This is a genomic window from Rathayibacter sp. AY2B9, from assembly GCF_002931595.1.
Taxonomy (GTDB): domain Bacteria; phylum Actinomycetota; class Actinomycetes; order Actinomycetales; family Microbacteriaceae; genus Rathayibacter.
Window position 1 is genome coordinate 159,434 of the sequence record NZ_PSUB01000004.1, and the last position, 22,943, is coordinate 182,376.

Sequence of the window (22,943 nt, forward strand, 5' to 3'; positions counted from 1 at the left end):
GGGGGTCTCGATACGCCGCGCCGGACGCACGAGCACCCCGCCGCGATGCGCGACGGGGTGCTACGGACGTGCGGAGGGGCTCAGCCCTCGAAGGTGGCGTCGAGCGTGATGTCGACTCCGGTGAGCGCCTTGCTGACGGGGCAGGTCTCCTTGGCCTCGTCGGCGGCCTTGAGGAAGGCGGCCTCGTCGATGCCGGAGACCTCGCCGCTCACGACGAGCTTGATGCCGGTGAGCTTGAATCCGCCGGCCGAGTCCGGGCCGAGCGAGACGTCGGCGCGGACGTCGAGCGCCTCGACGGTGCCGCCGGCCTGGCCGAGGACGGCCGAGAACTGCATCGCGTAGCAGGCGGAGTGGGCGGCCGCGAGGAGCTCCTCGGGGCTGGTCGAGCCGTTGGCGTCGTCGGCGGCGCGCTTGGGGAACGAGACGTCGTAGGTGCCGATCTTCGAGCTCGAGAGCTCGACCTGGCCCTCGCCGGTCTCGAGCGAGCCGTTCCAGGCGGTGCGTGCGGTACGAGTGGGCATGAGTCCTCCTTGGGGGGGCGGGGAGAACCGTAGAACGATCGTTCTCCCCTGATGCGCCGAGCCTAGGTGGAACGCGCGGCGTCCTGCAACCACCGGCCTCGGACCCTCGGCGAGATGCCAGTCCGGCGCGCCTCCGTCGGCGTGTCGCGTACGGGAGCGGCCTGTCGCGGAGGAGAGGACGGCTGCCAGGTCAGTGCACGAGCTTCAGGCCGACAACGCAGCCGACGATCCCGAGGACCAGCAGCGTGCGCACGAGCGAGAAGCCCTCGCCGCCGAAGAACATGCCGTAGAGGACGGTCAGCGAAGCGCCGATCCCGACCCAGACCGCGTACGCGGTGCCGGTGGGCAGCTCGCGCATCGCGTAGGCGAGGCCGGCCATGCTCGCGACGACGCCGACGCCGAAGACGACCGACGGGCCGAGCCGGGTGAATCCCTCCGACTTGCCGAGGGCGGTGGCCCACACGCCCTCGAGGACACCGGAGAGGATGAGGACGATCCAGGACATGACAGCTCCTACGAGTCAGTCTTGTCGCGTTCCGGGTACTGCTCCCTCGTCCGGTCGCCGTCGTCGGCTCCGGACAGTCTGCCCGTGCGCGCTGAGCAGGCCCTGGGCAGCGCGCGGCGGGAGCGGAGCCGCCGCGACCGCGACTCCGCCCGCCGCCGTCAGCGCGGCTGAGCCGGGTTCGTCGGCACTCCGTGCGAGGGCGGGTTGACCGGCGGACCGGACGTCGCCGGCGAGACCGGCGAGCCGGACGAGCGGGACACCTCGGGCAGCGACTCCGGCACGCTGCCTGCCGGCTCCGCTCCCCCGCGCAGCTGCTCGAGGCGCGAGTGCAGGATCGTCGTCACCGGCAGGCGGTGCCCGTGCGCCTCCTCGTAGGCGAGCAGCACGACGAGGCCGGCCTCGTCGAGCGGGCGGATGCGCTCCGCGAGCGTGCCGAGCGGGATGTCGTTCCAGTCGGGGAGCGGCAGCTCCTCGCGGGAGGGTGTGTCGGTCATTCGTGCTCCTTCCGTTCCCCCCATCCCACGCCCCGGACGGCCGTCCGCCCAGGGGCTTGACCGGTCGCGGGGAGAGCGGAGCGGTTGGGGCGGTCGGGAGGGACGGTCCGGCGGAGCGGCGGCCCCGCCGGGACCGTCAGCGGATCAGGCGGTGCGGCGGGAGGAGCGGCGGGTCGCCAGGTGCACGAGGACTCCGACCACGAGGAGGATCCCCGCGTAGAGCCAGACGATCGGGTCCTGCTGGCTGAGGAGCAGCACGCACGAGGCGACGCCGAGCACGGGGATCGCCGTCCACACGCGGAAGTGGTCGTGCTCGACCTTGTCGCGCCGCAGCACGAGCACCGAGACGTTCGTGCTGATGAACACCAGCAGGAGGAGCAGCACCACGGTCTCGGCGAGGGTCGCCAGATCGCCGACCAGGGTCAGGAGGCATGCGGCCAGCGTGGTCACCGCGATGGCCACCCACGGCGTGCGGCGCTTCGGCAGCACGCGGCCGAGCACGTCCGGGAGGAGGCCGTCCTTCGCCATGCCGTAGGTGACGCGGCTCGCCATGATCATCGTCAGCAGCGCTCCGTTGGCGACCGCGACGAGCGCGATCAGGCTGAACAGCCACGCCGGCACCCCGGCTCCGCTCGCCGTCACGACGTCGAGCAGCGGGGCGGAGGATCCGGACAGCTCGTCGGCGGGCAGCGCGATCGAGCTCGCCAGGCCGACCAGGACGTACACCGCACCGGCCGTCAGCAGCGAGCCGAACAGCGCGCGCGGGTAGACGCGGCTGGGATCGCGGATCTCCTCGGCGATGTTGGCCGAGGTCTCGAAGCCGACGAAGGAGTAGTACGCGATGATCGCCGCGCCGAGCACCGCCAGCGCCGGCGCCTGCTCGGAGCTGAGCTCGACCGTGCGGGCGAGGTCGCCGCCTCCGCCCGCCACCAGCAGCGCGACGCATCCGATCACGATCAGCAGGCCGCCGACCTCGATCACGGTCATCACCGTGTTGCTGAGCAGCGACTCCGCGACTCCCCGCGCGTTGAGGCACGCGACGAGGATCAGGAAGACGATGGCCGTCGGCACGGTCGGCACGTCGAGGAAGGTGCCGAGGTAGTCGCCGGCGAACGCGAGCGACAGGCCGGCCGCGCTGGTCACTCCGGCCGCGAGCATGGCGAAGCCGACCAGGAACGAGACGATCGGGCGCTTGAAGGCCCGCTGCGCGAACACCGCCGCGCCTCCCGCCTTCGGGTACTTGGTCACCAGCTCGGCATAGGAGCCGGCGGTCAGCAGCGCGAGGCCGAGCGCGAGCAGGAGGGGCATCCAGACGGCGCCGCCGACCTCCGCCGAGAGCGTGCCCATGAGGGCGTAGATGCCCGCGCCGAGGACGTCGCCGAGGATGAAGAAGTAGAGCAGCGGGCCGGTGATGCGGCGGCGCAGGGAGGTGCCGCCGGCCTCTCCGGTCGCGGGGGCGTCGCTCGTGGTGGCCATGTCGTCCTCTCGTCGCGCGCTCGGGAGCGAGCACGACGGGCCACGCTAGAGAGGAGGGGGCCGGGAGGTCGAGAAGGTTGACCGGGTGGGGCCGAGGGCGCTACACGCGCGGGGCGTCTGCGGAGCGGGCGCCTGCGGTCCGGGCGCGACTTGCGGGCCCGGCGCCTTCCGCGGGCCGGGCGCGTTCCCCGATCGGGCACGGCATGCCGCGCCCCGCGCCGGCCGTCAGCCGAGGACGACGTGCTCCCCGCCGCGCTGCTCGGCGATCTCCTCGCCGACCTCCTCCGCCTCCTGGCGCGACTCGTGGTGGCTCAGCGGGACCCGGGCGTGGGCGATGCGGTTGTGCCAGCCCTGCTCGTCGGAGTAGGTCTCGATGGGGAGGACGGTCGTGGTGCTCATGGTGCTCCTTCGTGGTGGTCCCTCCATGGCACCTCGCTCCCCCCGCCGCTCGGGAGAGGGTTGACGCGAGCCCGTGTCTCGCGCAGGAGGGAGGCGGCTCGGCGGCACAGCAGCGAGCGGCTGCGCCGCGGCGCGTCAGGGCGAGACCATGCCGCCGTTCACGTTGAGGGTCTCGCCGGCGACGAAGCTCGACTCGGCGGACGCCAGGAACACGTAGGCCGGGGCCTGCTCGGCGGGCTGCGCGGCACGGCCCATCGGCGACTCGCTGGAGCCGAAGTCGGGCAGGCTCTCGGGGTCGACGCCGCCGCTCACCTGCAGGGCGGTCCACGTCGGGCCGGGCGCCACGACGTTCACGCGGATGCCCTTCGCGGCGAGCTGCTGCGCGAGGCCCTTCGAGAGGTTGTTGATCGCGCCCTTCGTCATCGCGTAGTCGAGGCGGTCGGGGGCGGGCTTGTGCGCCTCCGCCGACGCCGTGTTGATGATCGTGGCGCCCGCGGGCAGGTGCGGGAGGGCCGCGCGGATGATCCGGAACGGAGCGAAGACGTTGACCGCGAAGGTCGCCTCGAACTGCTCGTCGGTGATGTCGAGCAGGTCCTCCTTCCATATCTGCTTCCCGGCCACGTTGACCACCGCGTCGAGCCCGCCGAGGCCCTCGACCGCCTCCGCCACGAGCCGCGTGCAGTACTCGGCACTCGTGAGATCGCCGGGGATCGGCACGGCGGTGCGCCCCTCCGCGCGGATCAGCCCGATCACGTGCTGCGCGTCCTCCTCCTCGCTCGGGAGGTAGGCGAGGGCGACGTCGGCCCCCTCGCGGGCGAAGGCGATGGCCACGGCGGCGCCGATCCCGGAGTCGGCTCCCGTGATGAGCGCGCGGCGGCCCGCGAGCCGGCCGGTGCCGCGGTAGCTCTCCTCGCCGAGGTCCGGCACCGGGGTCATCCGCGACTGCAGCCCGGGCTCGGGCTGCTGCTGGACCGGCGGAGTCACATCCGGGTACTGGGTGGCGGGGTTCGTGAACGTGTACTGGTCGGGCATGGCTCCTCCGTCCGCGGCACCCGGATCGGGCCGCTCCCCTCCATCCCAGGCGAGCCGCGCCTCCGGGGCCACCCCGTGCACGGGCGGGCGGCGCTGTGGTAGCCGGCGCCGCGCCTGCTCGGAGGACCGGCACGGCGACCCGGACGTGCCGGTGCTCCGCTCCGCGGATGAACACCGGACGACAGTGGGCTCCCCCGCGCGCCGACGCCGCGCGGGCGTGCGAGGCTTGATGGTCGTCCCCCTCCCGCCCGCCCCCGACCTCAGGACACCGTGAACCCTCAGGACACCGCGAAAGCCCCCGCCTTCCCCTGGATCGGCCTGCTCACGCTCGCCGGCGCCGTCTTCGTCTCCGTGACGAGCGAGTTCCTCCCGACCGGGCTCATCCCCGACATGTCGCGCGACCTCGGGGTGAGCATCTCGCTCACCGGCCAGCTCGTCACGATCTTCGCCGCGACCGTCGTCGTCGCGACGACTCCGCTGACCCTGGTGACCCAGCGCTTCTCGCGCAAGAGCCTCCTCCTCGTGGCGCTGTGCACCATCGCGGTCGCCAACGTCCTCGCCGCGCTCGCCCCCACCTTCGGGCTGCTCATCGGCGCGCGCATCCTCGGCGGGCTCGCCCACGGCCTCTTCTGGGCGATCGTCGCCGCCTACTCCGCGCATCTCGTCGCTCCGGAGCAGCTCGGCCGCGCGACTGCTATCACGGCGGGCGGCGGATCCGCGGCCTTCGTCCTCGGCGTCCCCCTGGGCACGGCGCTCGGGCACGCGTTCGGCTGGCGGCCCACCTTCGCGATCCTCGGCGGCGTCGTGCTCGTGCTCGCGCTGATCGTGGTGAAGTTCCTGCCCGCGGTCGACCACCACATCCCGCTGCGGACCGGCGAGATCCGCCTGCCGGCGCGGAAGGACCGGACGCTCCCCCGCATCATCGGCGTCTGCGTCGTCATCCTGCTGGTGCTGATCGGCCAGAACACCCTCTCGACCTACATCACGCCCTGGCTCGAGAACGCCTCCTTCGCCCCCGACACGGTGCCGCTCGTGCTCTTCGCGTTCGGCGGCGCAGGGGCGGTCGGACTCGTCCTGGCCGGCTTCGCGACCGACCGGTTCCCCCGCTCGGGCTTCGTGGTCGCCGCGATCGCGGTCGTGCTGGCGCTCGCGGGCCTGGCCGTCGCCGCGGGCACCGGCGCCGCCACGGCCGTGGTCGTCGCCGCGGTGATCTGGAACATCGCGTTCGGCGGCATCCCGGCGATGCTGCAGACCCGGATGCTGCGCACCTCCTCCTTCCAGCTGCGGAGCCTCGCCGCGGCGCTCCAGACGACGGCGTTCAACATCGGCATCGGCGGCGGCGCGGTCGTCGGCGGACTGGCGATCGACGCGAGCGGGCTCGACGTGCTGCCGTGGGTCGCGATCGTCATCGTCGCGGTGGGGCTCGTCGTCAGCCTGATCGTCGACGCCCGGGCGACGGCGGCGGTGCGTGGAGCAGGGGATACGGTCGAGGGATGAGAGACGGAACCCGATGAGCCCGAGCACCCTCGAGCCGCCGCTGACCCTCCCCTACTACGGGGCTCCGCCGATGGCGGCGCTCCGCCGCTTCTTCGGCAACTACCTCCGCTTCCGCGGGAGGGCGAGCCGGGCCGAGTACTGGTGGATCATCCTCCTCGGCAGCGTCCTCACAGGGCTGCTGCAGCTGGCCGACGGCGGTCCGTGGCGCCTCGACTTCACGCTGACCCCGTACCCGAGCGGCGCGCCGTTCCAGACCTTCTGGGTGTCGCTCGCCGCGGGCGCGATCGCCCTGGCGACGTTCCTCCCGTCGCTCTCGCTGATCTGGCGGCGACTGCACGACGTGAACCGCAGCGGGCTGTGGATCCTCGCGATCCTCGTGCCGATCGCCGGCTACGTGTTCCTGCTGATCCTGTTCGTGCTGCCGCCGCGGCCGGAGGGCGCGCGGTTCGACTGAGCGGCGGACGCCTCGGCGGTGGAGTGCCGGACCCGGCCGACGAGTCGGCAGTGCGGCTCGCCTGCCGCCCGCAGGACGACGCCCGTTCTCGCATTATCCGCAGGAACCGTGATGCGCCCGAGCCCCAGGGTCGTGTAACCGGCTTCCTTCTCATCGGTGACCCTGGACGTGCCGATCGCGAGACAGATCATTGACCAAGCGAGAGCGGCGAAGAACAGCACCAGCGGCACGAAAAGGGGCAGACGCGATCCCGGAGGACGGACCGCGAACCCGACGAAAAGCCAGATAGAGGCGATCGCCTGGGCGAGAGTTCCCCACCCGGTGCTGAGAACACGTGTAAGCGCAGACCACCCGGGCAGCACTTCCACCCTCTCCGGCACCAGCGCAGGTACCCTCTCCGCCCCCGACATCATGCGCCCTCCGTCGGCGGCGCCAGGGCGACAGCGCCAGCGGCGCGCGCATCAGCCCGCTGCACCGCCCGATAGACCGTCGACCGCGCGACCTTGAACTCCGCCGCGAACTCGGCGACGGTGCAGTTCCCGGCACGATGCTCTGCGACCAGATGCGCCTCGATCTTCGGCGACAGCTTCGGCTGACGGCCACGCAGACGCCCCTTGGCCTTCGCGACCTTCATCCCCTCACGAGTGCGGGCACGAATCAGATCCCCCTCGAACTCCGCGACCATCGCGAGCACGTCGAACAGCAGCCGGCCGATCGGATCCTCCGGATCGTGGACCGATCCCCCGATGCTGAGCTTCACCCCGCGGCGGGTCAGCTCATCAACGATGTCGCGAGGGTCTGTGATGGACCGCGCGAGCCGGTCGAGCTTCGTCACGAGCAGAGTCGATCCGGCGTTGCACGCAGCCAGCGCCTCTCGTAGCGCGGGACGCTCGCGGTTCCGGCCGGTCAGACCCGAGTCGACGTAGATCCGATCGGATGGGACGCCGGCCGCCCGGAGCGCGTCGCGCTACGCGGTCGCATCCTGCTTGTCGGTTGAGACGCGGGCGTATCCCACGAGCGACCGTGCGCTCAGTGTGTCAGTTGACGCCCCACCATCGGGCATCTCATCGGGCGGGTCTATTGCGACAAACAGCGCCGCGAGATTCCGGTCTCATGCGCGGCCATCCTGGGCGGCCGGATGACGACCCCTCATCGGACGCCGGACGCATCGACGCACTAGCCCTCCGAGGCTCGCGCCGCACTACCGTCGAATGCGCCCGCCCAAGGCACCCCTAATCCAGTAAGGGGGTGTCCTGCCCGCAGCACGGTGAGGGTGGCAGCCCGTTCGAGCCGGGCCGGGTCAGAGGAGCCTCGCGCTGCGGGCGCGAGGCTCCCGCTCGACGCGGAGAGCGATTCCCTATCGGTACGCATGTCCAAATCCTCGCGCATCGAACAGGGGCCGGAGAGGCTCCTCGACGCCGGAGCGGCTGTCCTCATCTACTCCGGAGGTGTCCGTTAGGGGGACTTGGGTTCAGCCGGTCGTTGCAATACCACCGTGAGTCGGAGTGTTGGCGATGGGATCGAAGTTGAAGCAGCGTGCCCGGGGTGGCGCGGTTCTGGGAGCTGCCGAGGGAAGGGTCGAGTCGGTCGGCGGCCCGTGATGCTGTCGGCGTGCCGGTGAAGAGCCGCTCAACGGAGCAATCAGCTGCTTTCCGTCCGTCGCCTCGCAGGGGGTGTCTGCTCGGATCTTATGCTTGATTCGTCACATTGTTTAGTGGTTCAGTATCGCGTCGACGTTTTCGGTCGTTCCGTATCCCACCATTCGATGAGGTTGGCGTGCAAGATTAGCGCGAAGGCTTCGACTGCAAGGTCGCCTCCGGTGGTCAGGGAATCGATTGCGGCAGGGTCCCACTGGTCGAGATTCACTACCTCGTCAGTGGAGGTGGGTGTAGCTCGAATGGTTGTGTCAACGCTCCATCCGTTTGAGCTGTGGGTTGCGGTAGCCGCGATGACGTCGTACGGGGTGGAGTAGTGGCGGCGCATCCACCCCACGACGTCGGCGAGGTCGCGGGTGTCGGTCAATCGTTCTCGATCGGGGTGTAGACGGGGCATCCGGTCCCGTAGGGCGGTTGGATGATGGGTGCGGCGGTGGTGCTGCTGGTAGATCGGGTGTTTATGGTGCTGTCGATTTTGTAGGCGTTGACGATGCCGATGGGGTTAGCGAGGGCATCGGAGCCGTTGTAGGCGTTATATCCGAAGAGAACGAAGTAGACGGGTGTGCAGTTCGCGTCGTAGAGCGTCTTAGAGCCTGAGCTCCCGGGTGCGTAGAGGCCGTAGCTGAGTGTCTGCTGAATATCGAAGTTGGTGTCCGCGTCAAAGTGGCCGCGAGCGATGATGTGATTCAGTCCGAACCGGGAATTTCCGCAACGCAGCGGCAGGTGCGACAACCGTACCCAGGACGAGCGCAACGAACACCGTGGCGATTTTGCCAGCGGACCGATTTCGTGAGGTGTGCATGACTATTACGACCTTCATCCAAGTCCCCGCGCTCACCCCTTGTGAGCGGTCGTCGTGCACGTCTAGGTCTACTCCGCATAGCTCGGCAATACAACCCTGGGTGTTGCCGACACCCGGGCTTGGCAGCGGGACACGCATGCCCTTCGAAGATCATCAGTGGGACAGTGTTCGTGGCAGCGAGCTGCAAGTTGGCGTCTGCGGGAGGGCCGTTCCCCGCACCAGCCCGGCGCGCGGGATGCGCCGCGCGCGGGCGCGGGCGGCAGCGTTCCGCAGGACAGCCGCTCGCGGCCATCACTGCTACTGCAGCGACCAGCGCCAGTTCCGAGCGCAGTAGGAACATCCCGCGCTGATGTCCTCCGGCCCGAACGTCGGAGTAATGATCGACGGTGCGAGCTTCACCGCCACAGGCTTCGCGGGACGATACCGCTGCCCGCAGACGTCTAGGCGCCCGGCCAACCATCCCCTTACGGAACACATGATCGTGGAGTGCTGAACGTTCTGATTCATGGCGTGTTCACCGACGTGCCGGACCATGATGCTCATGGATGCACGAGAACTGGCATGGGGCATTCTGGCGTGGCCTGCCGTTGCGGTCCTTGCGCTGCTGCGAACTGTGGGCAGCTGGGATGTATCGGGCGGGTCCGCAGCAGGGCTCATCGCAGGCACGGCAGCTGCGTTCACTGTCGCGGGCGCACTCCTATGGCTTCCCTCGAGTCTCTGGCTCGACCGGCGGACACGCCGCACCCTGCGCGTCGGGCGGGCGGCCGCGTTCCTGGGTCTGGGACTCGTGATCGGCGCCGCCGCCTCCACCGCGCTGGTACTCGCGTCGGGAAACGCGACCTGGCCCTCCTCCGCGGGCCTCATCACGGAATATGCAGTCACGGCAGGAATCGCTTCCCTCCTCGGCTGGCTCCTCGCCACCACCCTTCGCGCGAAGAAACTGCCGATCGTTCAGACGACGGCGAATCGCGTGAACCGCTGAACGGTCCCCTTGCGCGACGCGATAGGCACCGTGTCCGAATAATGGTGCCGTCACCGCGATCCGTCAGAGCAGAATCCGGCAGTCGACCTCGATCCCTGTCACTTCTCGGCTACGGTGAGCCAGTCATGGTCGTTCGGCAGATCCTTCTCCGCCGCGACGGGTCCTAGTTCGGTAGGCGCCCCCGTCGCGGTGGTCGTGCTGCCTGCGCACATCCTCTTCGCACGGAGCGCTCATGACCACCCTCTCTTCGCCGTCCGACACGTCTCTGATCTGGCGCCGCAACCTCGTCGTGTGCGCGCTCGGCTCGTTCACGACCATCGTCGGCATGACGCTGATCCTGCCGATCCTCCCCCTCTACGTCCGTGACCTCGGCGTCTCCGACCCGGCTGCAGTGACCCTCTGGTCGGGGATCGCCTACGCGGCCACCTTCTTCACCGCCGCACTCACCGCCCCGCTGTGGGGACACCTCGGCGACCGCTTCGGTCGCAAGCCGATGCTGATCCGCGCGAGTCTCGGGATGGCGATCGCCATGTCCCTGATCGGGCTGGCGCAGGATGTCACACAGCTCGTCCTGCTGCGCCTGCTCGTCGGGCTGCTCGGCGGCTACGCCTCCGGATCGACCATTCTCGTCGCCGCCCAGACCCCGAAGGAGCGCTCCGCCTGGGCGCTGGGCGTGCTGTCCTCCGCGATCATGGCCGGCACGATCGCCGGTCCGCTGATCGGCGGCACCCTCGCCCAGGTCATCGGCGTCGAGGGAGCGTTCCTCGCAACCGGGGCACTGATCTTCCTCGCGTTCCTCGGCACGACCCTGTTCCTCAAGGAGGTCCCGCGTTCGAGAACAACATCCGCGAAGGCGAAGCGACCCAGCTCCTGGGCCACCGTCCCGCACAAAGCACCGGTCCTCGCTCTCCTCAGTCTGTCGACGCTGCTCATGTTCGCCACGATCTCAGTCGAACCGATCATCGCCGAGCACATCCATGCCCTGACCGGCTCGACGGAGGACATCGCGATCTCCGCTGCCGTGGTCTTCTCACTCACCGCGTTCGGCACGATCCTCTCCGCCCCCAACCTCGGCCGACTGGCCGACCGGATCGGACACCTCCACGTCCTCACCCTGAGCCTGACCGCTGCGACAGCCCTCCTCGTCGCTCAGTTCTTCGCTGCCGACCTGGTCTCGTTCGCGATCCTGCGGTTCCTGACCGGGATCGCGCTCGGCGGCATCACCCCCACTGTCGTCGCCACCATCCGCAGACTCCTCCCCGACACGAGCGTCGGACTCGTACTCGGATACAACGTCTCCGCGCAGTACATCGGCCAAGTCGCCGGCCCCGTCCTCGCAGGGTGGCTCGGCGGAGTCGCCGGAACGAGCTCCGTGTTCCTCGCCACCGCCCTGGTGACCGCCGTCGGGCTCCTCACCGCGACCGGCATCCGCCGCTCCTTCGCCCGACGACTCGAACAGTGAGCCCGACCATGCCTCAGAACTTGTCCGACAGCTGCCTCGATAGCCTCAGCGTGTGAAGATCCGAGCCGGCTCGCCCGATGATCGCGGGCCCTGCGTCGACCTCTGGCTGGAGGCACTCAGAGCACGAGACGGATGCAGTCAGGACGACGCCGTCGCCGAGAGGGCTCGAGCGAAGTTCCACCGGCCTCTCGTGCGGTTCGCCGTCATCGGCTCGGATCCCCTCGGGTTCGCTCTCACCGTCGACGCAGGCGATCGTCCGGGCCGACACAGCGCGCTGCTCGAACTGCTCGCCGTCGCACCGAGCGAGACAGGGCACGGGCTCGGCCGGATGCTGCTCGACGACGCGATCCAGACCGCTGCTCAGCTCGGCTACCTCGTCCTGAAGCTGCACGTCCGCGCCGGAAACGATCGGGCAGAAAGGCTCTACAAGGCGTCCGGCTTCGAGCCTCACGGGGATCCCGCGCCGCATCCGCTCGGTGGTCATCCGATGATCGCGTACGCGCGGACGCTGGCTCACGTCAGCAATTGAGAACAACCGGTCACCGATCCCCGTGCGGGGTACCTCCCGCGACCGGATCGCACGCGCACACAAGGCTCGTCGAGCGGTCGGAACGTGGAATCCTCGTCCCATGATCGTGAGCGACGGACAGGCCTGCGCCCCAGGGGACCTCGACGTGCTCACCGACCGACTCCGACTGTGCCGGCCCGCCGAGACCGACCTCGACGAGCTGTCCCGCCTCTACACCGATCCGCGGATCGCGGAAGAAGATCCGCTCCTCCTCCATCTCTCCGCCGATCAGACCCGGGCCGTCATCGCATACCGGAGGACCCAGTGGACACAAGACGGACTCAGCAGCTGGGTGATCCGCCGGCGCGAACCCCTCAGCGACAACCATGATCTGATCGGAATGGGCGGATGCACTCTGCTCTCCGATGCAGCCTGGAATGTGGCGTTCACCCTCCACCCCGACCACTGGAGCAAGGGCTACGCGCAGGAGGTCGCCCTCGCCGGCATCGAACTCGCCCACCGCCTCCGACCGGAGCTGCCCATCACCGCGGTCGTCGCAGAACGCAACGCACGCTCCCGCCGCACCATCGAACGACTCGGCCTCGCGCTCAGATGGGAGGGTCCGGATGCGCACAGCACGGACCCGACCGCTCGGGTTGTCCTCTACGCCGACCGCCAGCTCTCCGCCGAACAGGTCCGCCGACTCACCAGCTGAACCCGGCCGCAGCGCGGCCTCATCAGCCGGCCAGGGATCCGTTACGGAACCGTCAATGGTAACGAGGCGATAAGTGAACATGTTTCTGCGTCAAGACAATGGATCTGTCGCAGTGGAGCATCCGCATACGTGTCAGTTCTCGAGGTCCTCTGCACAGATCTTCAATGTCGTCTGCACAACTACCGGAGCCGTCATTCAGAGCGTACGCCGGCGTCGGCGAGCTGCGTCTAGGTGCTCTTGCGCCCGAGGACGCGGAGGCCGTCCGGTCGTACCTCACCGGTGGGTGAGACGTGGCGGTAGAGCGTCTGGCGGGAGATGCCGAGTTCTTTGCAGAGGGCGCCGATGTTCGTTTCCGGCTTGCCCATCGATGCCATGGCGAGTCGCACCTTGGCGGGCGTCATGGTGAACGGGCGCCCGCCGACCCGACCGCGTGCTCGAGCGGACGCGAGGCCCGCCATGGTTCGTTCGGAGATGAGCTCGCGCTCGAACTCGGCGAGGGCCGCGAAGATCCCAAAGACCAGCTTGCCGGCGGCGGTGGTCGTGTCGATCGCCGCGCCCTGACCCGTGAGCACTTTCAGCCCGATGCCGCGGGCGGTGAGGTCATGGACGGTGTTCACGAGGTGGTGAAGGTCGCGTCCGAGCCGGTCGAGCTTCCACACCACGAGCGTGTCGCCTTCGCGGAGCGCTTTCAGGCACGACAGCAAACCCGGCCGATCATCCTTCCGGCCGGACGCGAGGTCGGAGTAGAGCTGCGCGTCATCGACGCCGGCCGCGAGTAGCGCGTCGCGCTGCGGGTCGGTGGTCTGCGTTCCATCGGTCTTTGAGACGCGCATGTATCCGACGAGCATCGCGGACCCCTGTCACTTATACGGCCGAATACGTGACGCCGTGCTGATGAGATGGCGCGCCGAGCGAAGGCGTCACGTAACTTGTCACTCATTCTAGGTGTCGTGAACGGCCCGAATTAGGTTCCGTGACGGCGGGTAGTCGCGTACGCGGCCTGGGCGCACCGGCCAGAGCGTCGTACGTTGGGCGCATGCACGCGCGACCCGACTCTGGCCGTGAAAGGCGACTCCTCTGGCGGGGTCCGCTCGCTCTTGCAGCCGCCGTGATCCCGCTCTCCGGTTGTGCCGCTGACATTCCTGGGCCGTCGCCAACCTCGCCCATTGTCGCTGCAGCACGGCAGGACACGCGTCCGCTGTTTGACGAGGCGATGGCGGTGGACGCCGTGCCTGGCGTGCGAGAGGTGGCACGGGCGACGGAGGACTGGTGCTTCGGAGAGGGAGGATCCGATCAGATCGGCGAGTCAGGGTCAGTGATCACGACGGTCTGCCGACTCGACGGAGGAATCGTCTACGCGGTGGACGGCGCCGATCAGCTCGTAGCGGCCGAAGCCGTCGACAGATTCCTCGCGACCAACGGAATCCACGGCACAGGAGTGAGAGTCGTTGATTCTCTGGTCGGCGTCGACCTACTGCAAAGCGGCGACATCTCCGGTGGTGGTGGTCGTGGGCTTCCCGGTGGAGGTGCCAACGGGACGGCTACCGTCCGGTGGACTCTCGTCGCCGCCTCCCGATTGCAGGTCGATGGCCTCCCGCTCCCTCAGGGCTTCAACCGTCAGTCCTACGAAGGGTCGATCACCGAGTCGACTCCAGCGGATGTGCGCGCAACGGATGCCTCTTTCGCCCTGACTGTCGATTTCGGTTGGCGATATTTCGCGGGTACCGGTGACGGGTCCCTTTCCTCGCCCTGACGGCTAAGCGATTCCCATGCGAGACGGACCGCAGAAGGTCGGTCTTGCGCGATGCTTCGATGGCCTAGAGGCTGGATCCGCGACCGTTCGACCAGCGTCGCCTTGGCTCGACAGCAAAGGAGATCGCTCTGACTGAGGACGCGGTGATCCTGGTTCCCACCTACTACGACGTCGCATGGATCGTCTTCTCGATCCTCAGCGTCGCTCTTCCCATCGTCTCGATCGTGACTCTCATCACGACGAAGACCCTCACCAACGCTGCGCGCGTCGGGTGGACCGTCGTGGTCGTGCTCCTGCCGATCTTGGGCTCGGTGGCGTGGCTCATCACCCTGTGGGCGAGCCGTCGGTTCCGTGTTGCTGATCAACAGGTACTCGATCACCTGTAACAGCAGCTCGGCTGGCGACATGTCCCAGGTATGAGCCCACCACAGTCCGCCCGCGAGGCGAGCTTCTCCGAGCTGTACGAGCGCGAGTACGTCAGCGTCGTCCGGTTCCTGAGGCGTCGCACTGACCCCGAGCGCGCCGCAGACCTCGCGCACGAGGCATTCCTGATCGCCTGGCGCCGACACGACACCGCGCCATCGGAAGACGAGCCCACGCGTGCGTGGCTGTTCACCATCGCCCGCAACTGCCTCCTCAACGACCTCCGCAGTCAGCACCGCACCGCCGCCCTCGCGATCCGGGTCGCCGCTCACACCGACGCGGCCGCGCGGTCGCCGGAGGACGCGATCGCGACCCGGCTCGACCTCTACCAGGCGTGGCAACAGCTCAAACCGCAGCACCAGGAAGCGATCGCTCTGACGGCCTGGGAAGGACTCGACTCCCCCTCCGCGGCCGGAGTGCTCGGCATCACCGCCGTCGCCTTCCGGCTCCGACTTCACCGAGCACGCACCGCATTGCGGGCGCTGCTCGATCCCCCTTCGCACCAGCACCACGCCGACTCGCCCGCCTTGGAGGCATCATGACCACGCCCGAACTCCTCGCCACGAAAGACCTCGACCCGGCCGCCCACTACGAGCTCGACGACCCGGCTCGCGAAGCCGCCGCAGCGCGGCTCCAGATGATCCTCCACAGCGACCCGGTGGCCGCTCGAGAGCCCGCCGCTCGGCGCCCTCGGGGATGGCAGGTCATCCTTCCCGCCGGGCTCGCGGCCGCAGCGCTGGGAGTCGCTCTCGCCTTCCTGCCGTCCGGTGTCGACTCCCGCGCGTACGCCTCGTGGACGTCGACCGCAGACGTTGCCAGCGCGTCCGATCTGACCGTCGCCGGCGAGGCGTGTGCGTCAGGTGATGCGCAGCAGCTCGAACAGCCGGAGATCGGAGAACGGCGCGGCGACTGGGTCATGCTCTTCTACACGACGCCAAGCCAGCGGGCATGCCTCATCGAGATCCCGGCAGGGACGAGCGCTGCCGGGAGGGCGCTCATCAGTTCCACCGGAAGCGAGAGCGGCTTCACGCCGCTCGCTGACGAATACACGCAGGGCGGCATCAGCCAATTCGCCGGCGAGAACCTCCCGCCCGCTGTCTTCACCAGCGGCGACGTCGGCTCGGACGTGACCGGACTCACCATCCGCACCGACGACGGCACGAGCGTCCTCGCCACGGTCGCAGACGGACACTGGGCAGCGTGGTGGCCGGGAACCGGCCTTACTGAGGGAGGCGAGACGGGCCGCGGTGGACCGGAGCCGACCTTCACCGTCACGCTCACCCTCCGCGACGGAAGCACCATCACCGACGCCAGAGAATCCTTCAACCAGCCCTAACCAGCGCGTGAATTTCCGCGACCGACGTTAAGAACGAGCCTCGGCCGGACACGTCGGTAGTGACGAGCAATCACCGAGGGGGAACCGGCATGGACGATCTGGACGATCTGGTGCGACGAGCTGCGCCGCCGGCGCTGGGCGAGGATCCGGCGGCCGCCGACGCCGCGCGCGGCGTTGCCAGGGCGGTGGCCGTGAGACGTCCGCCGCGACGCGCGTGGTTCCGCTCCGGAGTCGGAGCGACGGTTCTGGCGATCGGACTGGTCGGAGTCGGAACCACGGCCGCCGTCGCGGGGCCGTCGCTGCTGGAGTGGGTGGGATGGACTCCGGACGTCGCTGTGCAGCGCACGTTTGAGCTCGCTGAGGGTGGCGACATCGGCACCTGCGCGGTCGTCGCCCGCATCCAACCGGAGTACGGCGGCGGGCTCTCCGACGAGGAGACCGACGAACTGACCGAGAGGGCCCGCGAGTTCCTCGCGCAGCACGACTGGGACCCGGTGATCGCCCGTGTCACTCCGGAGGACATCGAGGCGGCCCTGGCATCGAATCAGGCGGGGATCGATGAGGCGAACGCTGCGGCGGAAGCCGCCGGCCGTCCGGCAGACATTCCGGACGCGAGCCCCGGGGTGATCGCCAGCTCCCTCATGGGCGACGAGATCCGGGATGTGCTCGAGGAGGCCGGCTACTTCACGACCAGCACCTCCATCGAGATGGCGGGGCAGTGCGACAGCGAGTCCCCCGGGACTACCGAGTGATCGCGCGACGCCGCCGGTCCGACCAAGACGCAGCACTCGAGAGCCTTCACGCCGCGAACGCAGCGGATCTGCTCAGCTACTTCGGCCGACGAGTCGCCGTTCCCGCTGACGCCGCTGACCTTCTCAGTGAGACCTTCATCGTCGCGTGGCGACGCATCGAGCAGCTGCCCGCCGACCCCGAGCGGGCACGCATGTGGCTCTTCGGCGTCGCCCGCCGAGTCCACTCGAACGCCGCACGAGGAGCCCTGCGACACGACGACCTCACGCAGAAACTCCGCCAACACTTCGACACCCACCGACCCGATCCCGTCGACGCGGACACCCTCGACATCCGAACAGCCCTCGACTCCCTCCCGGAGAATCAGTCTGAACTGATCCGGCTCATCCTCTGGGACGGCTTCACCCTCCCCGAAGCCGCGACAATCCTCGAAATCAGCGAATCGACCGCACGCGGCCGACACCAACGGGCCAAACTCCGACTTCAAGCCGTCCTCCGACCACGCGAACACCATCGAGGTCCTACCAATGACTGAGCAAGTGACGGGCGCCGGCACCGGTCTGCGTGCGGCGATCACGCTCGTCGCGCTCCTGGGGATGATTTTGACTCCGCTGGTCTTCTTGTACCTCTCAATCCAGGAGACCGGCCTCCGGCTCCCCGGTGCAGGGTCACCCACGCCCGAGCAGACCGAAGCAGCCAAGCACTGGCTAGCAACCTCGGGCGGATCCGCCATTCTCAGCGCCATCGCCATCTGGGTACTCACGGGAATCCGCGCTCAGAAAAGCTCGCGGAACGGCTGGGAGATTTTCCTCAGCGTGCTCGCGGTGCCCGCACTGCTGCTTGGCACGGCTCTCATGGTTTTGTTCGCGTGAATCACCGGTCACCGATGCGGAAGAAACTCGGTCCGCGCGCTCCGGTCGCGATGCTCGCTGTGACGGCCGTCGGCGTGCACCTGGTTCCCGGCTTCCTCCTCGTCCACGCGTTCTACATCGGTTTGTTCGGAATCGACCTCGGAGCAGGAGCCGCTTACCCGAGCAGTCACGACGTTTCCCGAGCCCGCGTCGAAGCAGACCTCTCCGCGGTCATCATCGGAGTGTCCGTGGCTGCCGTGGTCGTTCTGGCTGCACTCCAGCGGCGACACCCGCCGCTCGCCCGCGCCGTGCTAGCGGTGGAGGCGCTGATCGCTGGCGCCGTGTTCTCGTTCTTCTTCTTCCTCGTCCGCGTCAACTTCGCCCATGTCGCGGGTTAGACCACTTTCTACGCTGGCCGAGCGAACGCACGCGAAGCGTGGGAACGGCTCGTCGGCGCACTCCGGCAGACTCTTCGAGAGGATCGCCTGACTCGCTGAGCGTCCGCGACCGGTAGACCACCCCCATACGGGACGCCGCCTGCCGACGAGAGATCCGGCTCAACGGTCTCGACGACGCACTCTCGACACGCGTACAGGGATTCCAACTCCGGGCTTCGCTGGCATGTACCCGTAGTTGTCCGCCCACAGCTCCGGCTCGCTCGCGCGGTCGATCCAACGCAGCGAGTACACCCGACCCCGGACGTCGACCGAACCTCCGAGTAGTTCATCGAAGACCGACTCATCACCCAGCTCGAAACCGTCCTCGTACGGCGGGCCCACGCGCGGATGGGATTCATCGAAAGCAGGCTCATAGAAAAACGTCCACGCGATCCCCCATCGCGGATCACTCAGCGCCCGCCTCCACCACGGGCCGCTGGCCGCGAGGTGAGCACCGACCTGCACCGAGAAGTAGCCCGCTAGCTCACCCTCGAATGACGCCTCAGCGACAGCCTCGCGAAACCGCTCGAGCTCAGGACGCAACTGCGGCGAATCGCGCTTACTCGAGTGGAAGAACATTCGCTGACGGTACTGCGCCGAATACGCCACAGCCACCGGGCTGCTCAGTGGGTGACCGGCCACCCATCCCCTTTCGGGACGCGCGTGGTGGGTAGCGTCCGCCCTACTCTGACGGGATGGAACTGCGGACCGCGAAGACCCTCGGCATCCTCGCGATGGTGATCGGCACCCCAGTCGCCCTCCTCACCCACACGATCGGCTGGATCCAGACCGGCTGGGACCCGGCCGCCGTGCAGTGCCAGCACAGCGAGTACCCCGACGGGATCGACCTCTACTCCAGCCGCGTGTCGGGCGAGAAGATCCTCTACCCGCTCGGCCTGTCCTGCACCTACGCAGCCAGCGAGACCTCACCAGGCATCACCATCCGTCACTACAGGTGGGACGCCACCGCCCTCTTCACCGCAGCCGCCGCACTCGCTCTCGCGGGAACCGTCGTCGCGCTCAGAGCCGAACGCAAGCAGGAGCTCATCACCGAGTCGAAGGAAGAACGAGCGACGACATAGCGCAGCGCCCCCTCTGCCGGTCAACGATCCCGTAACGGGACGTTCCTGGCTCCAGGAGCGACAGTGACGTCACCCTCGATCTAGCGCCGGTTGCACGACGCTGATGAGAGCCAGCACGATCACCACGGCGGCGGTGACTGTTGCTGCCATGAGTGCTTGGCGAGCGGGCGAGTCGAAAAGCCCCGGCGCTTCGTCCGGCTCTAGGTCAGCGGAGTGAGCGCCCTTGGACGCAGCGGCGCGGATGGAACGGCCCTCCTGTTGCCCTTCGCGCACGCTCCTCTCAGGAGGAAGCTGGTGACGCAAGCTCGGGTAAGCCGTTGCCATGATCATGAGTGGAACGAGGACGACGAGAACGAGTGGTTCGTCCCACAAGTCGGGCCACGTGTTCAGCAACACGATCGCGACGACGACGAGCAGTAGCGCATAGGCGGATGCGTAACGCAACACCCGCGAACTGATGGACACGTGCTCAGTATGACGGCACGGCACGACCACCAGCCGACCCTATTACTGGTTAACAACCGCGGCCGAGAGGAGGGTCGCCAGACAGCAGGTGAGAAGCCTAACGATTCGATGTGGACCTGGCGCGCTCAGGAAGCAGATTCTCGGCGCAAGAGAATCTCCTGCAGGTCATGGATGCTTTGTAAGTCCGGGGCACGCCTCACCGTGTTCATGTAGGTAGCGATTACCGCGAGCGGCGCCGTAATGACGAGCAAGCCGACGGAAATCGGGGTAAGAGCCTGCGTGGAGGGGCCCCCGAAGAAAAGATTGCCCAGCAGCAGGCCTCCCGCGAGACCGGCCGCCAGACCGAAGTCAAAACTGGCCCGCGCTCGTCGACGCACTCGACGGCACACTGCCGTGATCATCTCTTCCAACTCCGCGCTCGATCGGTCATTCAGGTCCACGCGCGGAGAATACCCGCCTGAGACCTAGCGCGCTTGCCACTCGCCAGCCAGATCCTGGCATCGCTGAGCTGACGCCGCACGCGACAGCCCGGCGGGGGGCGGTGTCGCCCTGCTCTCGGCCGCGACGCACAGCGCGACTGAGATCAACACCCGCCGGCAGCGGCCCATTGAACGATCTCCATAAGGGTCGAGGCGGTGTCGGGTGGGAGACTCTGCGGTAGTTTCACGACCGAGGGTGGTCATGGTGGAAGTGCTCAAGGGCTCGAGCCTGCTCGCGTCGGGTGTTGTGATCGCCGTGATCTGCTCGCTGTTGCAGTTTCAGGCCGGCGTTCGTGCAGATTTGAATCAGACAGGGGGCCAGCTCAGCCCAGTCCTGCTCATGGGAATTCTGATCGGATTTGTCGTCTCAGCCGTCGGCGCGATTCAGCTGTTCCAGTGCTACGAACGGTGGGTCACCGCTTCCGCTAGCCGCCGTGCGAAGCCTGCGGACCTGGTTCCTCGGCGTAGGTGAGGTAGCACCGCACGACCGCGTGTCCCCCGCCACATGCGCACCGCTGGGTGCTACGTGAGACGCTGGGTGCTATGTGAGACGCTGACTGCTATGGGAATTCTTGCGAGTGTGTTTGGTGCTGGTTCCGATGAAGAGGCGGGCGCGGCGCTGTCGGGATCGGACGGTCTCGTCTGCGACATAGATCCGACCGGACTCTGGGAGCTCGAAGGCATCCTGACCTCGACACCAGCGCTCGAGGTTCCCGCGGCGCAGTACCAGCCGGTTGCGGCGACCGATGACTACGAGAGCTTCGTCATCGCAGTCAGCACCGGCCTGGGTGGCGCGCTAGACGCCGCAGGTGAGACGGGTCGTGCCGCCGCAGCGCGGCAGTGGGAGGATGCGTCGTCCGAGCTCGAGGGATGGTCACCCGAGCAGGTGCACCGCCTCGTCGAGGATCTCGCTTCGACACTCGCCTCAATCGCCGCGGCCGGTCAGCGCCCCTACCTGCGGGTGAGTGTCTGATCTGTGAACTGAGCTGAGTCAAGAAGTTACTCCGCTGGGACATCAACTAGATGAGGTGGAAGGTGCGGCGTCGGCTCAGTGCCCAGACGAGTGCGCCGGCGAGGAGCACCGCGCAGGTCAGCCCGGCGACGTGCAGGACGAGCGACGGCATTCCGTTCTCGGGGAGCAGGAAACCGTACGGCACCCACCCGTCGGTCGCTCCGCGGACGAGCACGACGACGACCCAGACGATCGGGTAGGGCAGGACCACCCACAGCCGGCGCCAGGAGAGCGGTCCGCGGTCGGCGAGGACGATCCAGTCGAGGAGGACGAGCGCGGGGAGCACCACGTGCAGGACGGCGCTGACCCAGGGCGGAGCCGTTCCGGTACCGGGAACGAGGGTGTTGTAGATCACGGCGACGACGATCGAGTAGGCCGTCGCCGCGCCGCGGACGTAGCTCAGCCACACCGGCGTCGGACGGCGGGCGAGCGCGACCGATCCGGCGACGATGAGCACCGCGCTCGCGAGGAGGCTGGTCTGGTTCGTGAAGTAGCCGAAGTAGTCGAACGGATTCGGATCGCCGGCCGCGATGCTCAAGGCGTAGGTGTGGAGGATCACCGCGATCGCCGCTGCACCGACGGCGACGCGAGCAGCGCCCACGAACGGGCGGGTCGGTGCCGGGGAACTCATCGGGTCAGCCTAAGAGCCGGTGGGCTTCTTGATGACCCGCGACAGACACTCCCCTTTCGGAACGGCGCTGCGCATTTCAGGCCGAGACGCGACCATGAGGCAACGCTAGGGCAGGCAGGGACCGCAGCGTGCACATTCAAGGCCGCGACAATGCTCAGGTGGCAGCGTGAACCAGGAGCTGGGCAGCCATGCCAGTGAGGACGATGAGCCCGACGCCCGTCCACGGGATCCACGCGCTGACCCCGCGCGGCCCGACTTTGAAGAGGAACGCCGCGATCACAGCCACGGAGACGCCGAGGGCGCCGAAGAAGCCGACCGCCATGCCCGCATCAGCCAGTCCGCGGTCGCAGGGCCTCGCGCTTGCGCACGAGTCCGTCGCGAAGCCCATTAGGACGCTGCTCACCATCGTCCACAAAGCGGCAGGTAGGAGCACGACGACACCGAGGCCGACCGCCCACCGGTTCGCTCGGTCGCTGGAGTCGTCCACGCCCGTCACCGTACGCCCTCCGAACCGACGTCGTCATAGCCCGTTCATCGGGGCGACGACGCTGTCCCTTCTCGGGTAGTCACACCGTGGTGTATAGGCTCGCAGCAGCCGGTCATCGGCTTCCCGTGAGGAGAGAGCTGTGCGCCCTGCCGGAGTGCTTGTCCTAGCCCTGAGCGCTGTGTGCGTCGCGGGAGCCGGCGCAGCGGTGATCGTCGGCCTCGCATCCTCGTCGTCGCAGAACCAGGCTATCTCGACGGCACTGATCTCAGACCTCGAGCACCGGAACGCTCAGAGCCTGGTCGAAGGATCGCCGCAGCTCACCGGCCTCGGCGTCCCGGAATCGACCTCGACGCCGGGGCGGCTTGCGGTGATCGTGGAGGATGACGCCCGGCTGCGCGTTCAGCGAGACCGCTACCTCGAGCTCGGGGAGTCCTTCACGGCGTTCGAGACCGACGTGTCGCTGGACTCGGTGCAGATCACGGGCGACTCGGCCACGGTGACGTTCACCGAGAGCACGACCCTTCAGCGGAGCCCGTACGAGACCGGCGAAGCGGCTCCGGAGTACGCCTACTCGTTCCCGCAGGAGGCGACGCTGCGCCTACACGCGGGCACCTGGTCAGTCGACACCCTCACGCACGAGACGGCGCACACCCCGGCAGACTTCCCGGAAACCGTCGCACCGGACGTCTCCCCCACCAGCTGACACGGCATCACTCCCCAGGAGCATCGCCCGGA

Annotated in this window: 31 protein-coding genes, 1 pseudogene and 1 riboswitch; of the genes and pseudogenes, 18 read left to right on the forward strand and 14 right to left on the reverse strand. The window is 68.3% G+C overall.

Features of this window, described 5'->3' with window-relative positions:
* Positions 1–80: 80 nt before the first annotated feature.
* From C5C25_RS05970 to C5C25_RS05995, 6 genes are all read right to left on the reverse strand, one after another.
* Complete coding sequence (locus tag C5C25_RS05970; RefSeq protein ID WP_104247811.1) at positions 81–521, reverse strand: OsmC family peroxiredoxin; 441 nt, start codon at positions 519–521, stop codon at positions 81–83.
* Positions 522–711: 190 nt separating this feature from the next.
* Positions 712–1,026: a multidrug efflux SMR transporter gene (locus C5C25_RS05975; RefSeq protein WP_104250039.1), complete on the reverse strand. Its 315-nt coding sequence runs from the start codon at positions 1,024–1,026 to the stop codon at positions 712–714.
* Between the two features lie 9 nt (positions 1,027–1,035).
* Positions 1,036–1,099, reverse strand: a riboswitch (guanidine-III (ykkC-III) riboswitch).
* Between the two features lie 85 nt (positions 1,100–1,184).
* Entirely contained in the window at positions 1,185–1,520 is a 336-nt protein-coding gene (locus tag C5C25_RS05980; protein ID WP_104250040.1) for a hypothetical protein, read from the reverse strand.
* Positions 1,521–1,664: 144 nt separating this feature from the next.
* Complete coding sequence (locus tag C5C25_RS05985; protein ID WP_104227025.1) at positions 1,665–2,996, reverse strand: APC family permease; 1,332 nt, start codon at positions 2,994–2,996, stop codon at positions 1,665–1,667.
* A 225-nt stretch (positions 2,997–3,221) separates the two neighbouring features.
* The gene (locus C5C25_RS05990) at positions 3,222–3,395 is read right to left on the reverse strand and encodes a DUF2188 domain-containing protein (RefSeq protein WP_159940661.1); all 174 of its coding nucleotides are present in this window, start codon (positions 3,393–3,395) and stop codon (positions 3,222–3,224) included.
* Positions 3,396–3,530: 135 nt separating this feature from the next.
* Entirely contained in the window at positions 3,531–4,427 is an 897-nt protein-coding gene (locus tag C5C25_RS05995) for an SDR family oxidoreductase (protein WP_104227027.1), read from the reverse strand.
* Between the two features lie 270 nt (positions 4,428–4,697).
* Between C5C25_RS05995 and C5C25_RS06000 the strand changes: the two genes are divergently transcribed.
* On the forward strand, positions 4,698–5,924 hold the full coding sequence (locus C5C25_RS06000) for an MFS transporter (protein ID WP_104250041.1): 1,227 nt from the start codon (positions 4,698–4,700) through the stop codon (positions 5,922–5,924).
* A gap of 13 nt (positions 5,925–5,937) precedes the next feature.
* Positions 5,938–6,378, forward strand: a complete 441-nt coding sequence (locus C5C25_RS06005; RefSeq protein ID WP_104250042.1) for a DUF805 domain-containing protein — start codon at positions 5,938–5,940, stop codon at positions 6,376–6,378.
* 409 nt (positions 6,379–6,787) lie between these two features.
* Here C5C25_RS06005 and C5C25_RS06015 read toward each other — a convergent pair.
* Together C5C25_RS06015 and C5C25_RS16260 are read right to left on the reverse strand one after the other, a co-directional pair.
* A pseudogene (locus C5C25_RS06015) lies at positions 6,788–7,441 on the reverse strand (recombinase family protein).
* Between the two features lie 955 nt (positions 7,442–8,396).
* Positions 8,397–8,765 (reverse strand): hypothetical protein, encoded by a 369-nt coding sequence (locus C5C25_RS16260; RefSeq protein WP_146076920.1) that lies wholly within the window; start codon positions 8,763–8,765, stop codon positions 8,397–8,399.
* Between the two features lie 611 nt (positions 8,766–9,376).
* On the opposite strand from C5C25_RS16260, the gene C5C25_RS16265 reads away from it, so the two are divergent.
* From C5C25_RS16265 to C5C25_RS06030, 4 genes are all read left to right on the forward strand, one after another.
* A complete protein-coding gene (locus C5C25_RS16265) occupies positions 9,377–9,817 on the forward strand; it encodes a hypothetical protein (protein WP_146079434.1) in 441 nt (146 codons plus the stop codon).
* A gap of 232 nt (positions 9,818–10,049) precedes the next feature.
* Positions 10,050–11,279, forward strand: coding sequence for an MFS transporter (locus tag C5C25_RS06020; protein WP_104250044.1), 1,230 nt, complete (start codon positions 10,050–10,052; stop codon positions 11,277–11,279).
* 52 nt (positions 11,280–11,331) lie between these two features.
* The gene (locus tag C5C25_RS06025) at positions 11,332–11,808 is read left to right on the forward strand and encodes a GNAT family N-acetyltransferase (protein ID WP_104250045.1); all 477 of its coding nucleotides are present in this window, start codon (positions 11,332–11,334) and stop codon (positions 11,806–11,808) included.
* Positions 11,809–11,908: 100 nt separating this feature from the next.
* Positions 11,909–12,502: a GNAT family N-acetyltransferase gene (locus C5C25_RS06030; RefSeq protein WP_104250046.1), complete on the forward strand. Its 594-nt coding sequence runs from the start codon at positions 11,909–11,911 to the stop codon at positions 12,500–12,502.
* 227 nt (positions 12,503–12,729) lie between these two features.
* Here the strand turns inward: C5C25_RS06030 and C5C25_RS06035 are convergent, their stop codons facing one another.
* The gene (locus C5C25_RS06035) at positions 12,730–13,350 is read right to left on the reverse strand and encodes a recombinase family protein (RefSeq protein ID WP_104250047.1); all 621 of its coding nucleotides are present in this window, start codon (positions 13,348–13,350) and stop codon (positions 12,730–12,732) included.
* A gap of 371 nt (positions 13,351–13,721) precedes the next feature.
* On the opposite strand from C5C25_RS06035, the gene C5C25_RS16270 reads away from it, so the two are divergent.
* The 8 genes from C5C25_RS16270 (at position 13,722) to C5C25_RS06070 (ending at position 18,013) form a co-directional block, all read left to right on the forward strand.
* Positions 13,722–14,255 (forward strand): hypothetical protein, encoded by a 534-nt coding sequence (locus tag C5C25_RS16270; protein WP_146076864.1) that lies wholly within the window; start codon positions 13,722–13,724, stop codon positions 14,253–14,255.
* Between the two features lie 143 nt (positions 14,256–14,398).
* Entirely contained in the window at positions 14,399–14,641 is a 243-nt protein-coding gene (locus C5C25_RS06040) for a PLDc N-terminal domain-containing protein (protein WP_181065431.1), read from the forward strand.
* Between the two features lie 30 nt (positions 14,642–14,671).
* Positions 14,672–15,220 carry an RNA polymerase sigma factor gene (locus C5C25_RS06045; RefSeq protein WP_104250049.1) on the forward strand — a complete coding sequence of 183 codons (549 nt, stop codon included), beginning with the start codon at positions 14,672–14,674 and terminating at the stop codon, positions 15,218–15,220.
* On the forward strand, positions 15,217–16,014 hold the full coding sequence (locus tag C5C25_RS06050; RefSeq protein ID WP_104250050.1) for a hypothetical protein: 798 nt from the start codon (positions 15,217–15,219) through the stop codon (positions 16,012–16,014). Before C5C25_RS06045 ends, C5C25_RS06050 begins: the two co-directional genes overlap by 4 nt.
* An 89-nt stretch (positions 16,015–16,103) precedes the next feature.
* Positions 16,104–16,766 carry a hypothetical protein gene (locus tag C5C25_RS06055; RefSeq protein ID WP_104250051.1) on the forward strand — a complete coding sequence of 221 codons (663 nt, stop codon included), beginning with the start codon at positions 16,104–16,106 and terminating at the stop codon, positions 16,764–16,766.
* On the forward strand, positions 16,763–17,299 hold the full coding sequence (locus tag C5C25_RS16985; RefSeq protein WP_181069224.1) for a sigma-70 family RNA polymerase sigma factor: 537 nt from the start codon (positions 16,763–16,765) through the stop codon (positions 17,297–17,299). The genes C5C25_RS06055 and C5C25_RS16985 overlap by 4 nt, the downstream gene beginning before the upstream one ends.
* Positions 17,292–17,636 (forward strand): hypothetical protein, encoded by a 345-nt coding sequence (locus tag C5C25_RS06065; protein ID WP_104250053.1) that lies wholly within the window; start codon positions 17,292–17,294, stop codon positions 17,634–17,636. The genes C5C25_RS16985 and C5C25_RS06065 overlap by 8 nt, the downstream gene beginning before the upstream one ends.
* Before the next feature lie 14 nt (positions 17,637–17,650).
* Positions 17,651–18,013, forward strand: coding sequence for a hypothetical protein (locus C5C25_RS06070; protein ID WP_146078837.1), 363 nt, complete (start codon positions 17,651–17,653; stop codon positions 18,011–18,013).
* Positions 18,014–18,172: 159 nt separating this feature from the next.
* On the opposite strand, the gene C5C25_RS06075 is transcribed toward C5C25_RS06070, so the two are convergent.
* The gene (locus C5C25_RS06075; RefSeq protein WP_146079435.1) at positions 18,173–18,631 is read right to left on the reverse strand and encodes a hypothetical protein; all 459 of its coding nucleotides are present in this window, start codon (positions 18,629–18,631) and stop codon (positions 18,173–18,175) included.
* Positions 18,632–18,747: 116 nt separating this feature from the next.
* Here C5C25_RS06075 and C5C25_RS06080 point away from each other — a divergent pair, with 116 nt between their 5' ends.
* On the forward strand, positions 18,748–19,134 hold the full coding sequence (locus tag C5C25_RS06080; protein ID WP_104250056.1) for a hypothetical protein: 387 nt from the start codon (positions 18,748–18,750) through the stop codon (positions 19,132–19,134).
* Between the two features lie 69 nt (positions 19,135–19,203).
* Here C5C25_RS06080 and C5C25_RS06085 read toward each other — a convergent pair whose 3' ends face one another.
* Both C5C25_RS06085 and C5C25_RS06090 read right to left on the reverse strand, forming a co-directional pair.
* Positions 19,204–19,599 carry a hypothetical protein gene (locus tag C5C25_RS06085; protein WP_104250057.1) on the reverse strand — a complete coding sequence of 132 codons (396 nt, stop codon included), beginning with the start codon at positions 19,597–19,599 and terminating at the stop codon, positions 19,204–19,206.
* A 125-nt stretch (positions 19,600–19,724) separates the two neighbouring features.
* The gene (locus C5C25_RS06090; RefSeq protein ID WP_146076581.1) at positions 19,725–20,039 is read right to left on the reverse strand and encodes a hypothetical protein; all 315 of its coding nucleotides are present in this window, start codon (positions 20,037–20,039) and stop codon (positions 19,725–19,727) included.
* A 241-nt stretch (positions 20,040–20,280) separates the two neighbouring features.
* Between C5C25_RS06090 and C5C25_RS06095 the strand changes: the two genes are divergently transcribed.
* Entirely contained in the window at positions 20,281–20,550 is a 270-nt protein-coding gene (locus C5C25_RS06095) for a hypothetical protein (RefSeq protein WP_104250058.1), read from the forward strand.
* Positions 20,551–20,640: 90 nt separating this feature from the next.
* Positions 20,641–21,051: a hypothetical protein gene (locus C5C25_RS06100; RefSeq protein WP_104248174.1), complete on the forward strand. Its 411-nt coding sequence runs from the start codon at positions 20,641–20,643 to the stop codon at positions 21,049–21,051.
* A gap of 46 nt (positions 21,052–21,097) precedes the next feature.
* Here the strand turns inward: C5C25_RS06100 and C5C25_RS06105 are convergent, their stop codons facing one another.
* Both C5C25_RS06105 and C5C25_RS06110 read right to left on the reverse strand, forming a co-directional pair.
* Entirely contained in the window at positions 21,098–21,721 is a 624-nt protein-coding gene (locus C5C25_RS06105) for a Pr6Pr family membrane protein (protein WP_104250060.1), read from the reverse strand.
* 154 nt (positions 21,722–21,875) lie between these two features.
* The gene (locus C5C25_RS06110; RefSeq protein WP_146076580.1) at positions 21,876–22,208 is read right to left on the reverse strand and encodes a hypothetical protein; all 333 of its coding nucleotides are present in this window, start codon (positions 22,206–22,208) and stop codon (positions 21,876–21,878) included.
* A 205-nt stretch (positions 22,209–22,413) separates the two neighbouring features.
* On the opposite strand from C5C25_RS06110, the gene C5C25_RS06115 reads away from it, so the two are divergent.
* Positions 22,414–22,911: a hypothetical protein gene (locus C5C25_RS06115; protein WP_146079436.1), complete on the forward strand. Its 498-nt coding sequence runs from the start codon at positions 22,414–22,416 to the stop codon at positions 22,909–22,911.
* The last annotated feature ends 32 nt before the right edge of the window (positions 22,912–22,943 follow it).